The organism is Nonomuraea sp. NPDC059007 (assembly GCF_042740555.1).
GTDB lineage: Bacteria > Actinomycetota > Actinomycetes > Streptosporangiales > Streptosporangiaceae > Nonomuraea.
Window position 1 is genome coordinate 41,626 of record NZ_JBHYJD010000061.1, and the last position, 17,200, is coordinate 58,825.

The window sequence follows — 17,200 nt, forward strand, 5'->3', positions numbered from 1 at the left end:
CTGGTGCGCGGAGGCCGACGTCTGCGCTTACGCCTCGCCGCGCGATGGCCTTGGGCCGGCACACTCCTGACCGCTCTGGCCCGACTCCAAGCCCTGCCGGCACCGACCTGACCAGTGCCGAACCGCCCCAACGAACCAGGAAGGACACCCCTCGGGCTCGTGGAGCCCCGCCTACCCGGCGCGTCAATCGGGCTCCTCACGCTGACCTCAGTGTGACATCAACCCTCGGCCGAACCGTTCACCCGATCCTACGAAGATCGTGAAAGATCAAGGTTGGAACATCGATGGGTGATAGTCACGTTGAAACCGTCGTCATGGCTATCCTTTTCATGACTGCTCGTGCACTCTATGTATGGGGTTATCTGTTTCAGATTGATAGATGGGATGCTGGCAAGCATGTTGCTCCCGCATTCAGCAGGAAGTAGAGCAGATGCTGTGTCACAGACCGCAGAAGGATGATCTGTTTTGCCCATATCTGATGAACCATTGCTCACTCCGCGTGAGCAATGGTTCGATGCGCTCTTCGTCCAAGTGCTGGCCTTAGCCGGGGATTCGGCTCACGTTATGCGCGCATTCACGCCAGTGAGCAACCGTCCATATTTGGGTGCGGCTTGCTTAGTTGCCTCGATCTGTCTTCGGGCCAGCAAGGCCAAGATGACCAGCGAAATTGTTCAAGAGTTAATCACATCAAAGGCCTTAGCGGATATTGATCGGGCGACGATTGTCACAGCTGTTCGTGTCATAAGCTCGAACTATTTCCAAGGGGGTCTGTCAATTCCTGACTGGTGGGATCCCGCTAAACTCTTGGAGGCATCGCTGCACCACCTCATACCCCGGGTGGAGAAAGAGCACGGCCGGGCCATGGCCTCAGAGATTCTGAAAGTATTTGGTATTCGGAATGAGGCGACTATAGCAAGCTACCTGTTGGCGCCGCTTGAGCCGCCACCGATTCCAGAACTGCCAGTGTCTAACGGCGCGTATGTACAGAGTGCGATCGATTTGCTCGCGAGCATAGCAAGCCATGAAGACTTTGTTGAGAAAGTGCATGGTACATGCACACGTTCCATACTTAGCGAAGAGGGCGCGGCTTTGAATCGCTGCGCTAACACTGCAGAGGCGCCCAAGAGCTGGCTTGTCGGTGAACAACTCGCCCTTCAAAGCTGGAGGCTGCTGCGGAGGGTTATCGAATCGGCGTTAGAAGAGCACGGTGCGAAGGAAGCTTCCACCTCACCCGATGACGAAGGTGCAATAAGTCTAGTGAAAGAAGCGGCAGCCATGGTCGTTCAAGCGTTGGACAGTTGCCGAAAATGGGCTAATAGCCTAACTCTGTTGGAACTTGACCTCGTCCGACCGATGGATGTGGCTACTATGCGGCGTCGTCGTTGGTTGGATACGCATTTGAAGGTACGCTACGCAGACCTGATGATTCCAGACAGTATTCCTGATACCGAAGATACTCAAATCCGCGCAGTGACGCCTGCGTGGGTCGAGAATATGGTTTTCGATAGAGGAGCCCGATCTATGCACTCAGGCATAGGTCCCTTAAATCTATGGTGGGCAGTGATAGAAATCGACGATGATGAAGAGAACCTTCTTTCAAGTATAGGAGGCATCCGTAAAGTCCACATACACGAGGAAGGTGCCACAGTTGTATTCAAGGTTGCGATAGGGGTGCCAGAGTCGGATACAACGGGATGGGCGCAATTCTCATTCAATCCAGATACATTGGAGGGAGCAACCAAACTCCTGATGTTGTCGTACACCGGTGCTCGATTGGATTGGTATCGCCTTCGCGATGAGCGCCATTTATCGCATTTGGCGACGGAGTTCCTGGAATTTGTTCCAGGCGCGCTTGATGAGGTGCTGGCTCGAGTCGACGAAACGTTTGCCCAGGCTGAGACGGAAAATTCGAGGAAGTCAATGATGGCACAGTTGCTTCAAGAGCTGGCACCAGTCAATGAAGATTGGATACGATTTGAAATATCGGACTGGGCTAAATCGGAGGAGATTTTGTTTGAGCTAAGCCTATCCCTATCCCCATCCAAACTTGAGGATGAAGAACTTCTAGATTTGATTTCTGCGCGCAAGGCACTAGCAAATGCCGAATTGGAGATGGTATCGGCAATCGTCGATGAAAAAATCTCTCATACGATTCTAGAGCATGCCAAGGAAGCGCGATCACGATATATATTCGCTCGGCAGAGAATAGTCGAACGAGACCACATTCGCTCAGTAGCTGAGCTGACTGCAAATGTAGTAGGCGAGGGCCGAGTGTTTGTTCAATTTTCTGAAGGGGGAGACTGGCTAGCTGCCATGGTCGCATTCGACCACGGCAACGGAGTGGATATTCGTTTCGTCGATCTTAGCCCCGTTGCCGTGCCCCGACTTCAATATGAGTTTGACCATTGGATGTCACTGCAAACTACATCATGGATAGAGTCGGCAGATATCCTTGATCGACTACTCGATTGGGTTGGCCTCAGTATTATTGGACCACTTGTCGACACACTCGATGAGATCAAGGCTCGCCATGTCATCCTTTGTCCAAGTCGATCCCTCGAGCCCATCCCTCTTCACGCGGCGCCAGTGGGGGAAGGTGTCTTTTGTGATCGCTTCCATGTCAGCTATGCACCAAGCGCCGCCATCACTTCACGGCTTGCGCTAGCTCCATCCATCGAACGTAACTTGGATTTAGTTGTCGAGTCAGATGGAGCGAGCTCTCCAAAGCAAATCGGACTGAAGCTCCTCAAGGGCCCGATGCAAGAAGTTGAAGCACTGCAATGCCTGGTGCCAAACGTAAAGGTATTCAAAGGCGCGCGTGCGGAACCGGCAGTAGTTCTTGATGCGATCGCGAGATCACGTGTAGTGCATATAGCAGCACATGCCTGGGCATCGGTTGATAGATCAGCATCTGGTCTCTGGCTTGCTGGCGTTCGGCCTTCGGATGCGCTCCTATCGGCGGCTAAAGTGTATGCGGGGCCGATACTTAATGAAACTGCCTTGTTAGTTCTATCTGCTTGTGAAACCGCGCACCACCCCATGATTGGCCGGTCAGTTCAGGCGTGGCGTGGATTGGATGGCGCCTTTTTGTCGCGCGGCGTTCGGGCGGTCGTTGCGAGCCTATGGAATGTTGAAGATCTGACTGCGCTAATATATGGAACTGTTTTTCACGTGTTCCTGCGAGAGAACGCCTCGGTGGCTGCAGCGCACGTAGAGGCTACAAGGGCGCTAAGGGGCTTCCCCATGAATGAAACAGCGTCTGATTTGCTCGATAGAGTTCGACCGTCGTGGCAGGCCGAGAGGGTAGATAGAAGGCTTAATCGAGCGTATCGGTGGTCCACGTATAGGCCCTCGGGAATTTGCTGGTAGCGAAGCTGGACTATCTGCCAATTGATTCTTCTATGTGACGCGCCCCTCAAAAGGCGTTATAGCAGTTCGATTGAGCGCCCACTGTAGGAATCGGCAGTGCGCCGTCACCCAAAGGGGAATTTGGGAGATCGTTAACTAATGCTCGTGCCATACAAGTCTATTCATACGTATCCTCGGTCGGTACTGTAAGGGCAACCATCTCATCGGGCGGGCAAGCGCTGGAGCGTAGGAATCGCCGAGATGTGAGCGCCGGAAGTAGGGTGAGCTATCGCGGTGTGGATCGGCAGCAGTCCTAAGGCGGATCGCCCTGTCTGAGAACGCCGCATGCATTTCTGAAGCCAGTGCCGATCTTCTATCGCAAACACCTGCCCATGGCAGCGCCGGCACTGACTGGACCTGCCTGAAGAGCAACCCGATCCCTAATCGAAACTCCATGATGCTCTGTACCGAGATTCGGTCGTTGACAGAGTGGTCCTAACCGTTAAAGTCGCCCACGTCGCGGTCACTCAATTTCGCTGAGTTCGACGTTGGTCTGAGGCTCCGGTTCTGGGCTCAGACTGGGGCGCCCTTGTGGCATCTGCATCGGCCGCACTTGGCCGGTTGTGGGTTGGTAGCCGCCGTGAACTCTTTTCGGCTGATACCCGCGGGTCTCCTCCGCGTCGGCTGCTTTGCTCTCCCGCTCCTCTTCCGCCATTCGCTGCCACCTCCTGTGTCTCAGGTGCTTCAAGAAACTCGAGCACTTCGATCTCGTTTAACTGCACATATAGCCCGGACGACCCAGTGACCTCTCTGGCGAACTCTCCGTCAGGAGTCATCTCGCAACCCAATTCCAAAAATAGGTCTGGCGTTTGAGGATAGGCCGAAGCATGAGAGTTGTAACCGTACCAGCCGCCGATCCAGCGCCCGCTCTTGAGTCGAGCCCTGATGAAGCCTGCTCTACGACTCGCGAAGGCGTAGTCCCAGGAGGTGGGTGTTGGCAAGTAGGCGCTCTTACTACGCCTCCGCTCCAGCAGCGAGAGTGCTAGGGCTGCTGCAGCGGGTATCCCGACAAGAAGAATCAGCCCGGTCAGGGCGAAGGGTCTCGGGCTAGATGTGAAGGTCGCAAGCCACTCGTCTGGCCGCTGCCTAAGCGGCGCGGTTAGTAAAGAGCCAAGGGCGATCACATAGAGAGCATCCAAGGTAATCGTTGCAACGACGGCGCGAAGCACTCGTTCGCCGAGATCACGATGGCCTGGGAGGGGTCCTCGGAAACGCTCCCTCAGGAACTGATACACCACGCCCGGCAGCACGAAGCACGCTACTAGAACGATCTGGAGGATCGCTGCTGGAGTCTGAGACACTACGAGCCTCTCCTCGAGATCACGCCAGAGCCATTTAGCTCGCGAGAGTACACGATAGTTGACTTTGTGCGGCCTGTTCGCGGCCGTGCAGCAAACAGCTCCTGCTGTAGGAGAGCGCGGGCGGTGGCGCCGCCTTACGTGTGCTGAGCTGCTGAAACGCTGCAGCGGCCTGGCAGGACTCGCTGATCATCTCGACCAAGTCCCGCGTGGAGGGCTGTACTCCCGGACCTTTGGGCTTCACCTCCTGGCCGAACTGAATTTGTTGATAATCCAGCTCATCACTCTCGATCCGATGTGAGACCCCGCACAATGGGCTGGGTGTGGGGATTCGAGAGCGGACAACGTGTCCTGCTGCCGCGCGGACCGGCAGGCTGGGTGAACGTTGATCACGCCCACGAGAGCAGCGACGGTAGCTGGACCCTCTACGTCGCCGCCGACGGCCACGACCTCTACCACAAGGTCGTCCTCGGCTCCGATGAGGCTGCCGCCGTTCCCATCCTGATCCCGGATGGCGGCGCGGCCTCCGAGCGGGCCTTGGCGGCCCTGTGGACCCACTGGCTGTCACTGGCGACAGCCCATCCAACTACACCCTTGATCCCCTACCCACACCAGATCAGCGCCGTTTACGGAGCAATGCTGCCGCAACCGCATCTGAGATTTCTGCTGGCCGACGAACCCGGCACAGGGAAGACCATCATGGCCGGCCTCTACCTGCGTGAGGCTCGCAGGAGCGGGATCGTTCGCAGAGCGCTCGTGGTTGCTCCTGCGGGGCTGACCTCAAAGTGGCAGGCCGATTTCGACAGGTTCTTCGGTGGCGGGCTGCACCGCGTGACATCAACCGTGGCCCGCGATGGCGGTATACCGCCGCACTGGCGGAACTGTGTCGTCTCGCTCGAGCTCGCAGCGGTGAATCCCGCCGTCCTCGATGCGATCGACCCGGATCGGGCCGGCTGGGACCTGGTTGTGTTCGACGAGGCCCATCGCCTTACCCCAACTGCGCAAGCGCTGCACCGAGTAGGCAGACTGCTTACGGCCCGTAGCCCGAGGGCGTTGCTTCTGACAGCCACCCCGCACCGGGGTTCCGAGTGGTTGTTCAGGCACCTGCTGCACCTCGTCGATCCGGAGATCTACCCCGATCCCGGGGATGATCCAAAACGCCAGATCCCTGCTCTGCGCCCAGGAAGTCTGCATTTCCTGCGCCGCATGAAGGAAGAGCTAGTGGATCACGATGGGCACACCCCGCTCTTCCACGGGCGCAGGGCCACCAACCGGCGGGTACCGCTCAGCCTCATCGAGCAGGATCTCTATCAGCGTGCGCTGACCCTGGTCGACTCCTTCTTCCCATCCCAGGCCCGCGCGCTGGCGCGGATGGTGTACGGCAAGCGTGCTGCCTCCACTCTCCACGCGCTGGCCGAGACCCTGCGCCGTCGCCTAAACAAGCTGCTTCACCGAACCGATGAAGAGACCCTTTTCCCTGAAGATGAGCGGGATGTGATCTCCGCCCCTTCGCTGGCGAGTGCGGCCGAGGTGACCACGATCACTGAGTTGCTCGACCGTGTGCAGGCCGCGCGTCACACTGCCTCGAAATGGACGGCTCTCGTTCAGGACTGCCTGGAGCCCAACGGCATCTTTCCCGGAGATGGAGAGCAGGCCGTCGTCTTCACCGAGTATGCCGACTCGGCAGACTGGATCGCCGAGAGACTCAACTCCGTCGGCTACAGCGCCCTTGTCTACTCCGGACGACTTAGTCACGGCGAGCGTGACGATATCCGCGCCCGCTTCGCTCGCCGAGAGTTCCAAGTCATCGTCTCTACCGACGCCGGCAACGAGGGCATAGACCTGCAAAGCGCACACGTGCTGGTGAACTACGACATACCTTGGTCCCTTGTGCGGCTCGAGCAACGAATGGGCCGCATCCATCGGGTGGGCCAGCATCGCGACGTCGAGCTCTACAACCTGGTAGCGGTCGAAACCAGGGAAGGCGAGACCCTCCTCACCCTGCTGGAGAGCTTCACCGCCGCCGCTCAGGAGCTCGACGGCCGCATCTTCGACAGTCTCTCGTTGGTTGCCGAGCTCGCCGACGTCCGCTACGAGGAGTGGCTGCACGCCTTGTACAGCGACGACGAGGCAGGCCGCGAGGAGGCGATGGAGGCGGCCAGCCGAGTAAACACGAGCGAGCTGCGGCGTCGAGCCGAGTTCGTGCATGAGCAGGAGTCCGCGCTTGCCAGCGCGGTGGAGACGATGGCCGAAGTGGCCAGGGTGAACAGTGCCGACCTTGAGCCGCCCGGCTCGGACGTCCGCGAGTCGTACCTCAAGCTGCTCGACAGTGCCAACCTGATGCGAGTGCGCGCGACTGCGGCGTCCGCGTCGACATTCCACCTCTCCTCTCGTGACGGGTTGCCTTTACCATTCGGCAGTGAACGGACCGCGGTAGTGTCCACTGTGCAGATCGAATCCGCGACGCTGGATTCTGGCACGCCAGTCATAGGCCTTGCCCCTGGAAGCCCGCCGCTGTCGAAGCTGCTCACATGGGCGCGGAGCGAACTGGCGACGGATGCTTTCCGCGGCGGCACCGTCGTCGATCCGAAAGCTGTCGAACCCTACGATCTCTACGCCTTCGAGGCACCGTCGGACGGGTCGTTCTGGTCGTGCCTCGTCCGGGTAGGCGCCGCAGGTGCCGCTCATGCCATTGACTGGGACGTCCTGACTCGGCTGCGGCCGACACGGGCAAGTGGCGGCGCCGCCGTCCGTGACGCCGTGGCTCGGGCGGAGGCAAGCCGGCATCTGGCAGGGCATTTGGAGCGGCGCCAGAACCTGCTTCATGTCTGGCTTGACTCGGCCGAGCGGGATCTGGCGAACCTACCCGTCGACCTCACGATGGGCATCCCCCTCAGGAGCGACCGCATCGCCTTGCGCGACCATCTAGAAGGGCGGGTGCGGCAGCGGCTGGACAGGCTGCGCGAGCTGTGCCGCGTGGACAAGGCGCCCACCCTACGGCTTCTCGCGCGGATTCGAGTGCTCGCTACCGAAGATGATCGATAACCTAACCTTCTCTCCACCCCCAGAGGAGTACGGCATGCCTCGGATGATCGAGCGTTGGTTCCCCTGTGCCGAAGTCAGCGACGCGGCTGGGACGGGATGGGGCAGCGGCAACACAGAGTCCAGCCTGTGGGTCTGGTTCGCCAAACGGCCCACAGTCCAGGCCAAGGCGGCGGTGCTGACTAGCTTGCTGCCCTGGCCCGACACCGAGGCCGAGCAGGACAGGCTGCGCACCCTGGTGCGTGGTGCCCTGCAAGGGCATACCGCCATGCAGACCGAGGTCGAGGCGGCCATCCGCGCGGCTCACCCCGATGGTGCCACTGTGCTCGACCCCTTCTCTGGGCGGGCGATGATTCCGCTCGAGGCGTCCAGGTTGCGTACCCGGGCATACGGCATCGACTACTCTCCCTTCGCCACGCTGGGTGGCTGGCTGCTGGCCGAGGCACCCTTCCAGGACTGGAGTAGCGAGCCTGCGCTGCCGTACACATGGCCAGCGGCCCGTGCACCCGCCGAGGACACTGGAGCGCTCTTCTCCGACGCAGAGATACCGCGCCGCCGTGCCAGGAGCAAACACCCGGATCGTCTCGTAGACGATGTGGAGTTGTTCCTCTCCGAGGTGGGCATTCGTTTCCGACTATCGATGGCCGAGTTCTATCCCCTGAACACGGATCGCTCCTATCCGTGGGGCTACCTCTGGGCCTCCACACTGCCGTGCGACAACTGCGGACGTAGATTTCCTCTGGTCGGCGAGCTCAAGTTACGGCTGCCTGGCAAACGCAAGGACAGGGACGGGCACACGTTCCAGGACCTGGGGCAGAGTTTCCGTATCGAGGTGGACCACGAGGCAGGCACCTTCCGCGCCGTCCCGCACGACGGGGGCCCTTCGGGTCAGCCCACCAGGCAGCTGGCCGGACGCAGCAAGTACGCCTCAGAAGGCAAGATCGCCGTCTGTCCCTTCTGCGCTCACACCCACCCCAAGGCCGTACACACCCGGCTGAGCAAGCAGGGGTTGCGCAGGGACGCGCTCCTGATCGCCGCCGACATCGACGAAAACGGCCTGAAGGTCTTTCGTAAGCCGGAGCCTGAGGAGATTGAGGCGGCCAAGCGGGCGGCCCTGGCGCTGGAAAAGGAAGAACCATTCGGCTTCCTGCCTGCTTGTCCCGACGAGCGCATCCCGCCAGGCAACACCTGGACAATCCAGTCGGTCAACTACGGCGACACGACCTACGGCGACCTCTGTGAGGCACGTCAGTCCCTGGGCCTTGTCCGGCTGGCGCGTGCCATCAACGAGGTCTCAGCAGAGTGTCAGGCGGCAGAGCAATCACCCGAGTACGTCAAGGTCCTGGCAGGCTATGCCACGGCTGTGATGATGCGGAAAATCCGCCGTTCCACTCGGGGAGCCCGTCTGGAGGTTGGTCGTGACGGGGTCGGCGATATCTTCGTCAACCAGTCGGCTGTCACTGTCTCCTACGACTGGTTCGAGAGCGGCCTGTCCGACGGCCCTGGGTCGTGGAGCTCGCTGGCTAAGAAGACCGTCACCACGCTTAGAAACATCCGTACACGGGCCAGCGCCACCCCGGGTCATATCGAACGGGGCACCGCGGTCGCGCTCTCCTTCGCCGAAGGCTCGGTGGACGCCGTGGTGACCGACCCACCCTATGACGACATGATCGACTACAGCGACTCCTCCGACTTGTTCTACGTCTGGGCCAAGCGCGCCATGGCCATGGCTGACCCAGAGTTCGCCATGTCGCTGCACCCGGACGGCGTGCAGGAGAAGGACGACGAGATCATCATCAAGCGCGGCGGCGTGCCTGCAGGCGACCACCGCGACCGCACCCACTACTCGAAGATGATCGAGCGCGCCTACGCGGAGATGGCCCGTGTGGTCTCACCGGACGGCGTGGTGACTATCGTGTTCGGCTCCGGCGATCGGGACGTGTGGTTGCGCATGCTGAGCGCCCTGACACAGGCGGAGCTGGTCGTCACAGGTTCATGGCCGGCAAAGACGGAGGCGGGAGGAGGCGGCGCGGGCTCGGCCAACATCGTCACTACCGTGACGCTTGCATGCCGCAAGGCCGCGTCGGACCGTGGCGTGGGCCGTCAGGCCGCCGTGGAAAGCCAGATCAAGGCGGAGATCAAGGAGCGGATAAGCCTGTGGCTACGCTCGGGGTTGGCAATTACCGACATGCTCATGGCCTCCGTGGGCCCGGCCATGGAGGTGGTGGGCCGCTATCGCGAGATCCTCGACAACCGGGGGGAGAAGGCGGGGCTGGACCGGTTCTTGAACATCGCGCGCCGCGCCGTACGCGAGGTATCCGCCGTCCCCGTCGACTCGCTGAGGCTGGAGGAATTCGACTCCCGCACAATCTTCGCGCTCTGGTGGGTGCGGGTCTTCAAGCGTGACCTGCGGTCCAAGGCGGACCTGGGGTGGGAGCTGATGGCCGCGGACCTTTCGCCGGGCGACGTGCGGAACTTGATCGCTCAGGAGCCTAAAGGCGTCAGGTTCGCTCTCGCTAGTCAGGCGGCGATCACTGTCGGTCCTGACTCGCCCACGATCGACGTCGCGCTTGCGATGGCGGCGGCCTACACCGACGGCATCGACGCGGTCGGCGCGGTGCTGGCCACCGCGGGGAAGCTCGAGCCCGACGAGCAGCTCTGGGCTGCGCTGGCGTTCCTCGAGAGCATGTTCCCGCATCCGGATCCCGACTTCGCGGCATGGTCATGGCTGAACCGCAACCGCGAGCCCCTTCAGCGCTCGGCAGTGGAGCAACACGTCATGGGCCGGCCCGAGGCGCCGGTTCGCCGTCGAACCACCATGAGAAAGCAATCCGATACACAAGAAGGACTGTTCTGAACGCCAGAAAATCGGCAAGATCGACGGTGGTGACTAGTCGTCGGGAGTGACATGGTGTCAGAAAAGATCGGGCAGGCATGGTGGCGGGCGCTTCATTTGCGCCCGGAAATTCTCGACAGCTCCGGATCTGTGGACGATATCGAGGTGTCACTCGACCGAGTGGCCCATCACCGAGGAGAGAATCGTCCCTCATATGCGGCTGTGTCCCATTATGGGGAAATAACTCATCCGACCATCCAGTTGACCGAGTTCCTCAGGCGTATCGCGCTCAAGCTTGGCGCGAACATCAATGTGGACAAGCCTGTCTTCCAACTCGACCAGGGTATGGGTGGCGGCAAATCCCACGCCTGCATTGGCGCTTACCATATGGCCAAGTCCCCCGTTGAGTTCTGGCAGACCTCCATTGGGGAGAAGACGCTGGCGGGCGCCCGCGAGCGCTACCCTGATCTCCCGCTATCCCTGGGTAATCCGCATATCGTGGTGCTGTCCTGCGACAGCATGACGCCCGGCGCGCCCGTCCCCGAGTTAGACGGGCCTGTGGCTTACACGCTCTACGAGCGCTTCCTCCATCGGCTGCTCGGCGAGGGCGACGCCTACGAGGCCTACCAGCCGTACTTCAGCAGTAAGGCGGAGATCTCACGCGCCATCCGATCGGTGGGACGACCGGTCTTGATCATCATCGACGAGATACTCAACTACTTCCAAGCCCTCGACAGCGTCAAAGAGAATAACCCAGGCCTCGCGCAGAATGACCTGGCCTTCCTGCGTGCGTTGAGCGAGGCGGTAGCCGCCACCCCCAACTGCGCTGCCGTGATCGTTATGATCCGGTCCGAGCATGACACCACCGCGCTCAGCAAGGAGTTCGATCAGGAGCGCGGCCAGATCGAGGGTGACCTGCGGCGCAATGGCAATACCTACATCGTCAACGAGCCCGGCGACTTCGCCGACATCCTGCGGCGGCGCCTGTTCGAGGCAGGACCCGAGCCCGGGGCGGTGCGCGCGGCGGTCGAGGCGTTCCAGCCCATCCTCGCCGACGTAAATTGGCGCTCGCGGGTTCTCGAGCCGTTGAACGCCAGTTGGCTCGTCGACTTCCCGGCCCATGTCGAGCGCTGCTATCCCTTCCATCCCCAGTTGATGGCAATGGCCGAGGAGGAGTGGGCCAAACACTCTGGCTTCCAGAAGGTTCGCTCCACCATCAAGATCTTTGCTGCGGCCGTCCATGCTCTGGCGCGCCGTCCCACCGCTGGAGAGTGGGCGCCAGTGTTGATCGGCCTCGGCGATCTTCCGCTTTCTGACAGCACCACCCGTGAGCAGATCCTCGACTCTGGCCTTATCCCTGATATCAAGGTTAGAGCGAACTACCGATCATTGCTCCAGACTGACATTATCGACGTGACCGGCACCAAGGGGACCGCGCACCTGCTGGACCAGGGTCGTAAGCTCACGCTCTGGCATGATCACAACCCCAGGGTGGCCGAACGTGCGGCGACTGTGCTGTTCATCACTTCGATAGTCCCCAGCCGCGGCAGTCGGCATGGCGCCTCCGATGTCGAGATCGCGGCGGCGCTCGCCGTACCTGACGCACTCTTCTCCGCCACGGAAGCAGAAGGGGTCATCAGCGAGGTCGTCGACAATGAGCGTGGCCTGGCCACAGCCGATCGGATCGCAGGGACACGGCATACCCGCCCTCACTACTACCTCAGTCTCAGGCACCGCCTACCCGCGTTGCTGCGGAGCCTGCGCGGCAGTGTGCTGGAGGAAGAAAGAGACGCTCTGATCGCGGAGACGGTCGGGAGTGAGCTCAAAAGGGACAGGGGCCCCTTCGATCGGACAGCATTCGTTGCGCTGCGTGGCCAGGCCGACGTCCGTCGGGCCGTCGCCGATGTGCTCAAGGAGCTCGACCAGCCCAGGACCACCCGGCTTCTAGTGCTCGATCCGACCATCCTCACCATGCGCAACGGTCAGGAGGAGGCCACCCGCCAGCTGATCGAGTCCGCTCTAGGGCTGGGACCTGAGCCGATCCCGCTCACCTGGGCATCTTCCATGATCTTCGCAGTTGCCTACACACAGCAACGGGGGCAGATGCGTAATCTCGCCACGGAGGTTCTCGCGCTGCGACGGGTGTCCGACATCGTGGCGCCGTCGGAGGAGGACGCTGGATTGCTCATGGAGGCAGCGGAGGCGTTGACGCGGGCCGAGCCACAATTTCGCGGGACCGTACGGCGGGGGTTCCAGCACGTCTTCTTCCTCCAACAGGCGGAGGAAGGCATGAGTAGGGAGTGCGTCGACTTCCAACTGACGCCCAACGACGCGAAGACCCAGAGCGCTCTGCACGGCGGCGACGTGTGGGCGAACCTCGCCGAGCGGCAAAAGGTCTACGCCGAGCACCACTTCACCTATCGGGCGCTGCTCGCCAATCTGCGGGAGCGAGACTTCGAGCGGCCGCTGTCTGAGTTGCGGGACGCTTTCTGGCAGGATCCTCGGCTGTCGCTGTTGCCGTACGGCGACAGAGAGCTCAAGCAAGCGATCTTCGACGCGGTGCGGCAGAACCTGTTGCGTGTGGTCCGCGGAGACGGTGAGGAGGTCTTCGTCACCGCGCCGTCAGACATCTCGCTCGGTGAGTCGCTCAAGCTTGCGCCACCGCGACACCCCGAACCAATACCTGATCCTGATCCCCGGCCGGACCCCAATCCAACCCCCGGTCCCGACCCCCGACCTGACCCGGGTCCGAAGCCGCCCGGTTCGGCGATTGAGAAGCGGCTGGGCATCATCATTCAAAAGGAACTGAGGCAAGACACCTCAGCCGCCGAGCCACTCGGCACGTTCCTGCGCAAACTTTGGGATTCCATCGACCGCGGACACGTGTCACAGGTGAACATGCAAGTCCAGCTGGTGGTCGATAACGCGCAGGCGCAGGCTATCGCCGACCTCGCCGACCAGGCTGGGCTGCGGGTGACGATGCAGGATTACCGCAGACCGAGCTGATCACCGACAGGCCGGCGCTGCAACCACTCGCCGAACATCTGGTAGATCAACGCCCGCAGCGGCCAGGTGCTCGGTTTAATCACCTCGGCAGCTTGCAGCAGCACCTCCAAGGTTCCTTCCGAGGAGAGGATCTCACTGAGGCCGGCCAAGTCGGGCATGTTCGACCGGTCCACCATGAGAATGGCGACCCCGTCCCGCCGTTCTTTCCGGATCTTCACGGCATGCAGCGGGCCGCGCAGTTCCACCGGAAGTCCCTGCGACATCAGGTGCTCGAGCTCCTCGGCGAGGGTGGTTCCGGGCAGCGTGACGGACGCCAACGAGAGCAGAGGGCGTAGCGCTGGGTAGGGATAGTGCGCGGCCAGGCTCACGGCTACGGCGCGCCGCGTCGAGGTCGAATTATCAGTCAGCTCGCGTAGACGTTCCCTGGCTGTGGCGGCGACCTCTCCGCGCTCGCTGGCCCATTGGGCCAGGACCACGGTCGCGGTGAGTCCCTCGATCGAGCCGAGGCTAGCCTGATCGATCACTCGATGTGCGATCTCGGCCACAGGCAGCAAAACTCTGGCCAGCCGCAGGACCGAACGGTCCGGCGGCAGCGGCAGCAGGTCGAGTGCCCGTATTGCCAGCCGCTTGCGAAAACGGGGCGAGACTTCGGCGATGCCGTCCTCCAACAGGTCAAGCGCCAGCCTCGCGCCTGGCCGGACCCTGGCCGCGAGCGGCGAATGCGTGTCAGCCTCGGCCATGAGCGCCAGCAGCTCGTCACGCGACTCCTCGCGATGGAACAACTCCGCCGCGACCAGCCGCCAGGTGTGCCGCCAGTGGTCGGAGGGGATGAGCGGAAGCAGGCGATCACTGAGATCGGGCCTGTCCATGACTGAGTCCAGGGCGCCGTCCCGTGCTGCCAGCGCGCGGGCGGCCATGAATTCCTGGATGCTACGCACGGCGAATCCGTAGCGGTCGGCGGCTCCGTCAAGGAAGGGAAGGCGAGTCGTGGCCAGACGGATTATCTCCTTGGCCAGCTGTTGAGCATCCTCGTCCGGATACTCCTCCTCCTGTAGTCGTCGGAGCGCCAGCGCCCGCAGTTCGGCCATGGTGAACGTGGCGCCGGCCTCACCCGCACGCTCCGAGCGAACCTGGAGTGTCAGCCCGGCCCGCCGGTGAAGGACACCGACATGTGCCTCGCTCTCACTCAGTGCACGCGCATCAGGGGTGCCCTTGGCCGCCTCTCTGCGAATGACGACGTCGTAGTAAGCGCTGAAGAGGCTGTACCGGTCGCTCAGCGGCTCGGGACGTTGTTCCAGCAACAGGGAGAGGATGGTGACCTGGAGTGCGGAATGCATCAAGCGGCCCGTCACCGCGTGCTCGGCTGCCTGCTCGGCCCGCCGTACCAGGATCTCCACGTGCGAGTCATCGCCCGGATGCCGGGCGTGGGCCAGGCGCTCGGCCAGCCGCACGGCCTGCGTCACGGAGAACGGCCGCAGGTGTAGCTCAGGCAGGCCGTCCAGCGGCTCTACCGGCGAATACCCCTGGTCGCGGGTGGTGACCACGGTGAATACGTTGGCCCCCGCCGCTGCGGCGTCGACCTGAAAGTCGCTCAGCCTGCTGAGCAACAGGTCGCGGGAGTCTGGATGAGCCACCTCATCTAGGCCGTCGAGCACCAGCAGCCATGGCCAGGAGCCTAACCAGTTGCTCATGTCTTGCTTGGTAAGGCGGCTGCCGGGATCGCGGATCGTGGTCGTCGCAAGGTATTGCAGGAGCGAGAGGTGCGGCTCCTTGACGAGCGCGTCGGAGTAGGCATGCAGCCGAACATGAGCGGGCCATCTACGGGACCGAGGCAGCGACAGGCCGATGGTGTTCAGCTGACTGACGAAGACGTCGCGTAGCGTCGCGGCTTGTGGTCCGATGGCTTGAGCGGGATGGTCCATCAGCAGCGCCGCCCGGTGAAGTTGGCACAATAGCTGGCTGAGGGTGCTCTTGCCCTGACCTGGGCCGCCGCGCACAACAACGCCAGCGGTCCTTGAGGGATGGGCCAGTTCCAAGAGCTGGGTCACCGCCATCACCCCCCGGTCCTCGTAGCGGGCAGGTACGTCGGTGACTATCTGACCAAGCGTGAGCTTGCGGTTGTCGGGTGCGCCCGCCTCGGTCAACCGCACCCATTGTTCTGCCAGCAGGTCTTTGGCCAGTTGCCCCGCCATCACCTCGGCGAAAGGTGGGTTCAGCTGCTCCAAGACCCTGGCCAAGACATCCCCTGGGGTGATCAGGTGGGCCCACCTCTCGGCGATCCGCCGTGGCGCGGTGTCGAGTAGTCGGCAGATCTTGTCGTAATCCCAGAGGTCCCAGCCCTTCAATGGCACGACCGCGGCGTGGTCACGAAGGACCCTTTCGATTACGTCTTTGCCGCCAGTTCCGGGGCTACCCGAGAGCTTCACATTGGTCGCAACGATCAGATACTCGGGAAGCCTGCCCTTTGTCACCCGATTCTTGGCCGGGTTGGACCACTCCTTCAGCTCGCTCCGCAGCTGGGACTTCAGCCAGCTGGCATTTTCCTCTCGGCTCGCCGGAGGGTCTACCCGGAATTTGGCCTGGAGCACGCCGTATCCGGCCCACGGGGCGGATCCAACGAGGGGCGGCGTGCACTCACCCTCGAATGACGCCTCCCGTCCACCGTCGGGGCCGTCGCCGAAGGGCTGTACGCTACGGCCAACGAACCTCAACGCGAGAGCCTGAGTGAGGTGCTCGAACTCGCGCCAACCGAGGCGATCCAGATCAAAGTTCACCAGATCAAGCTCTCCCAGGTGTACACCGTTGTCCGTCGAACCGGTGGCACCCCATCCATGGTCAACCTCCAGCGGAAGATTGGCTACGCCAATGGCATGTCAATGCCTATGGAGCCACGCGTCGGCCAGCTTGGAGTACACAGTAGCGCTTGGATCGACAGGGAACGTAGAGATGGTCGGCGCGGGACCCGCACCACCCCGGCACGCCGCAGCCAGTAGATTTTGCATCCAGTGTTCACATCCTGGAGGAACCATGGCCACCCCCCAGCAGTGGCGGATCGATGAGCTCGAAGCCCTAGAAGAACGGCTGGACAACGAGATCGCAGGGCTGGACGAGCAGCTCGGTGCGGTGTACAGCCAGATCGAGGAACTCGCGTCCAGCATCGACGACTATCTCGCTGAGAACGACTTCATGCAGGTAGAACAGGCGGTGAGCGAACTCGTAGGCCTCTTCGGAGGAGGATGTCGAAGACGATCTCGAGTACCTAATCAAGTTTGCCGAGATCAAGAATGGAGAGGGTGATTCCGTATCGTGCGGCGCGGAGATCCCGACCCTACCTGAAGATCGGCTACCTATGCGCGAGCCTGCCCGATCCGACGACGCTGATGACTTCGATGACGAGGTCTCAGTCCTCAGCGAACGAGTCAACGCGTGCGCAAACCATCTCCGCCGCCTTTTTGACCAGGCGCTTGAGCATTGGCAGGAAACCAGTGAGGCTGCGAACAACGGTTCCGGCCCCGGGTCACGTCCACGGACGTGGTGTATGAATCGATCTTCGCGTGATCCTGTTTCTGCAGGTTAAGCGGTAAGTGTCCGCGGGAGCGGGTTCTGGGCC

At 61.8% G+C, this 17,200-nt stretch carries 7 protein-coding genes; 5 read left to right on the forward strand and 2 right to left on the reverse strand.

Annotated features, from left to right (window positions below; genetic code table 11):
- The first annotated feature begins 486 nt into the window (after window positions 1-486).
- Entirely contained in the window at window positions 487-3,369 is a 2,883-nt protein-coding gene (locus ACFWY5_RS50855) for a CHAT domain-containing protein (protein WP_379639317.1), read from the forward strand.
- A 506-nt stretch (window positions 3,370-3,875) separates the two neighbouring features.
- On the opposite strand, the gene ACFWY5_RS50860 is transcribed toward ACFWY5_RS50855, so the two are convergent.
- Window positions 3,876-4,709: a DUF6338 family protein gene (locus tag ACFWY5_RS50860; RefSeq protein ID WP_379639318.1), complete on the reverse strand. Its 834-nt coding sequence runs from the start codon at window positions 4,707-4,709 to the stop codon at window positions 3,876-3,878.
- A gap of 318 nt (window positions 4,710-5,027) precedes the next feature.
- On the opposite strand from ACFWY5_RS50860, the gene ACFWY5_RS50865 reads away from it, so the two are divergent.
- The 3 genes from ACFWY5_RS50865 to ACFWY5_RS50875 all read left to right on the forward strand — a co-directional run bounded on the left by ACFWY5_RS50865 (window position 5,028) and on the right by ACFWY5_RS50875 (window position 13,590).
- Entirely contained in the window at window positions 5,028-7,751 is a 2,724-nt protein-coding gene (locus ACFWY5_RS50865) for a DEAD/DEAH box helicase (RefSeq protein ID WP_379639319.1), read from the forward strand.
- 34 nt (window positions 7,752-7,785) lie between these two features.
- Entirely contained in the window at window positions 7,786-10,605 is a 2,820-nt protein-coding gene (locus ACFWY5_RS50870) for a hypothetical protein (RefSeq protein WP_379639320.1), read from the forward strand.
- A gap of 240 nt (window positions 10,606-10,845) precedes the next feature.
- A complete protein-coding gene (locus ACFWY5_RS50875) occupies window positions 10,846-13,590 on the forward strand; it encodes a DUF499 domain-containing protein (protein WP_379639321.1) in 2,745 nt (914 codons plus the stop codon).
- Here the strand turns inward: ACFWY5_RS50875 and ACFWY5_RS50880 are convergent.
- Complete coding sequence (locus ACFWY5_RS50880; protein WP_379639322.1) at window positions 13,572-16,364, reverse strand: NACHT domain-containing protein; 2,793 nt, start codon at window positions 16,362-16,364, stop codon at window positions 13,572-13,574. The two genes, ACFWY5_RS50875 and ACFWY5_RS50880, sit on opposite strands and share 19 nt — an antisense overlap.
- 253 nt (window positions 16,365-16,617) lie before the next feature.
- Between ACFWY5_RS50880 and ACFWY5_RS50885 the strand changes: the two genes are divergently transcribed.
- Window positions 16,618-16,887, forward strand: coding sequence for a hypothetical protein (locus ACFWY5_RS50885; protein ID WP_379639323.1), 270 nt, complete (start codon window positions 16,618-16,620; stop codon window positions 16,885-16,887).
- The last annotated feature ends 313 nt before the right edge of the window (window positions 16,888-17,200 follow it).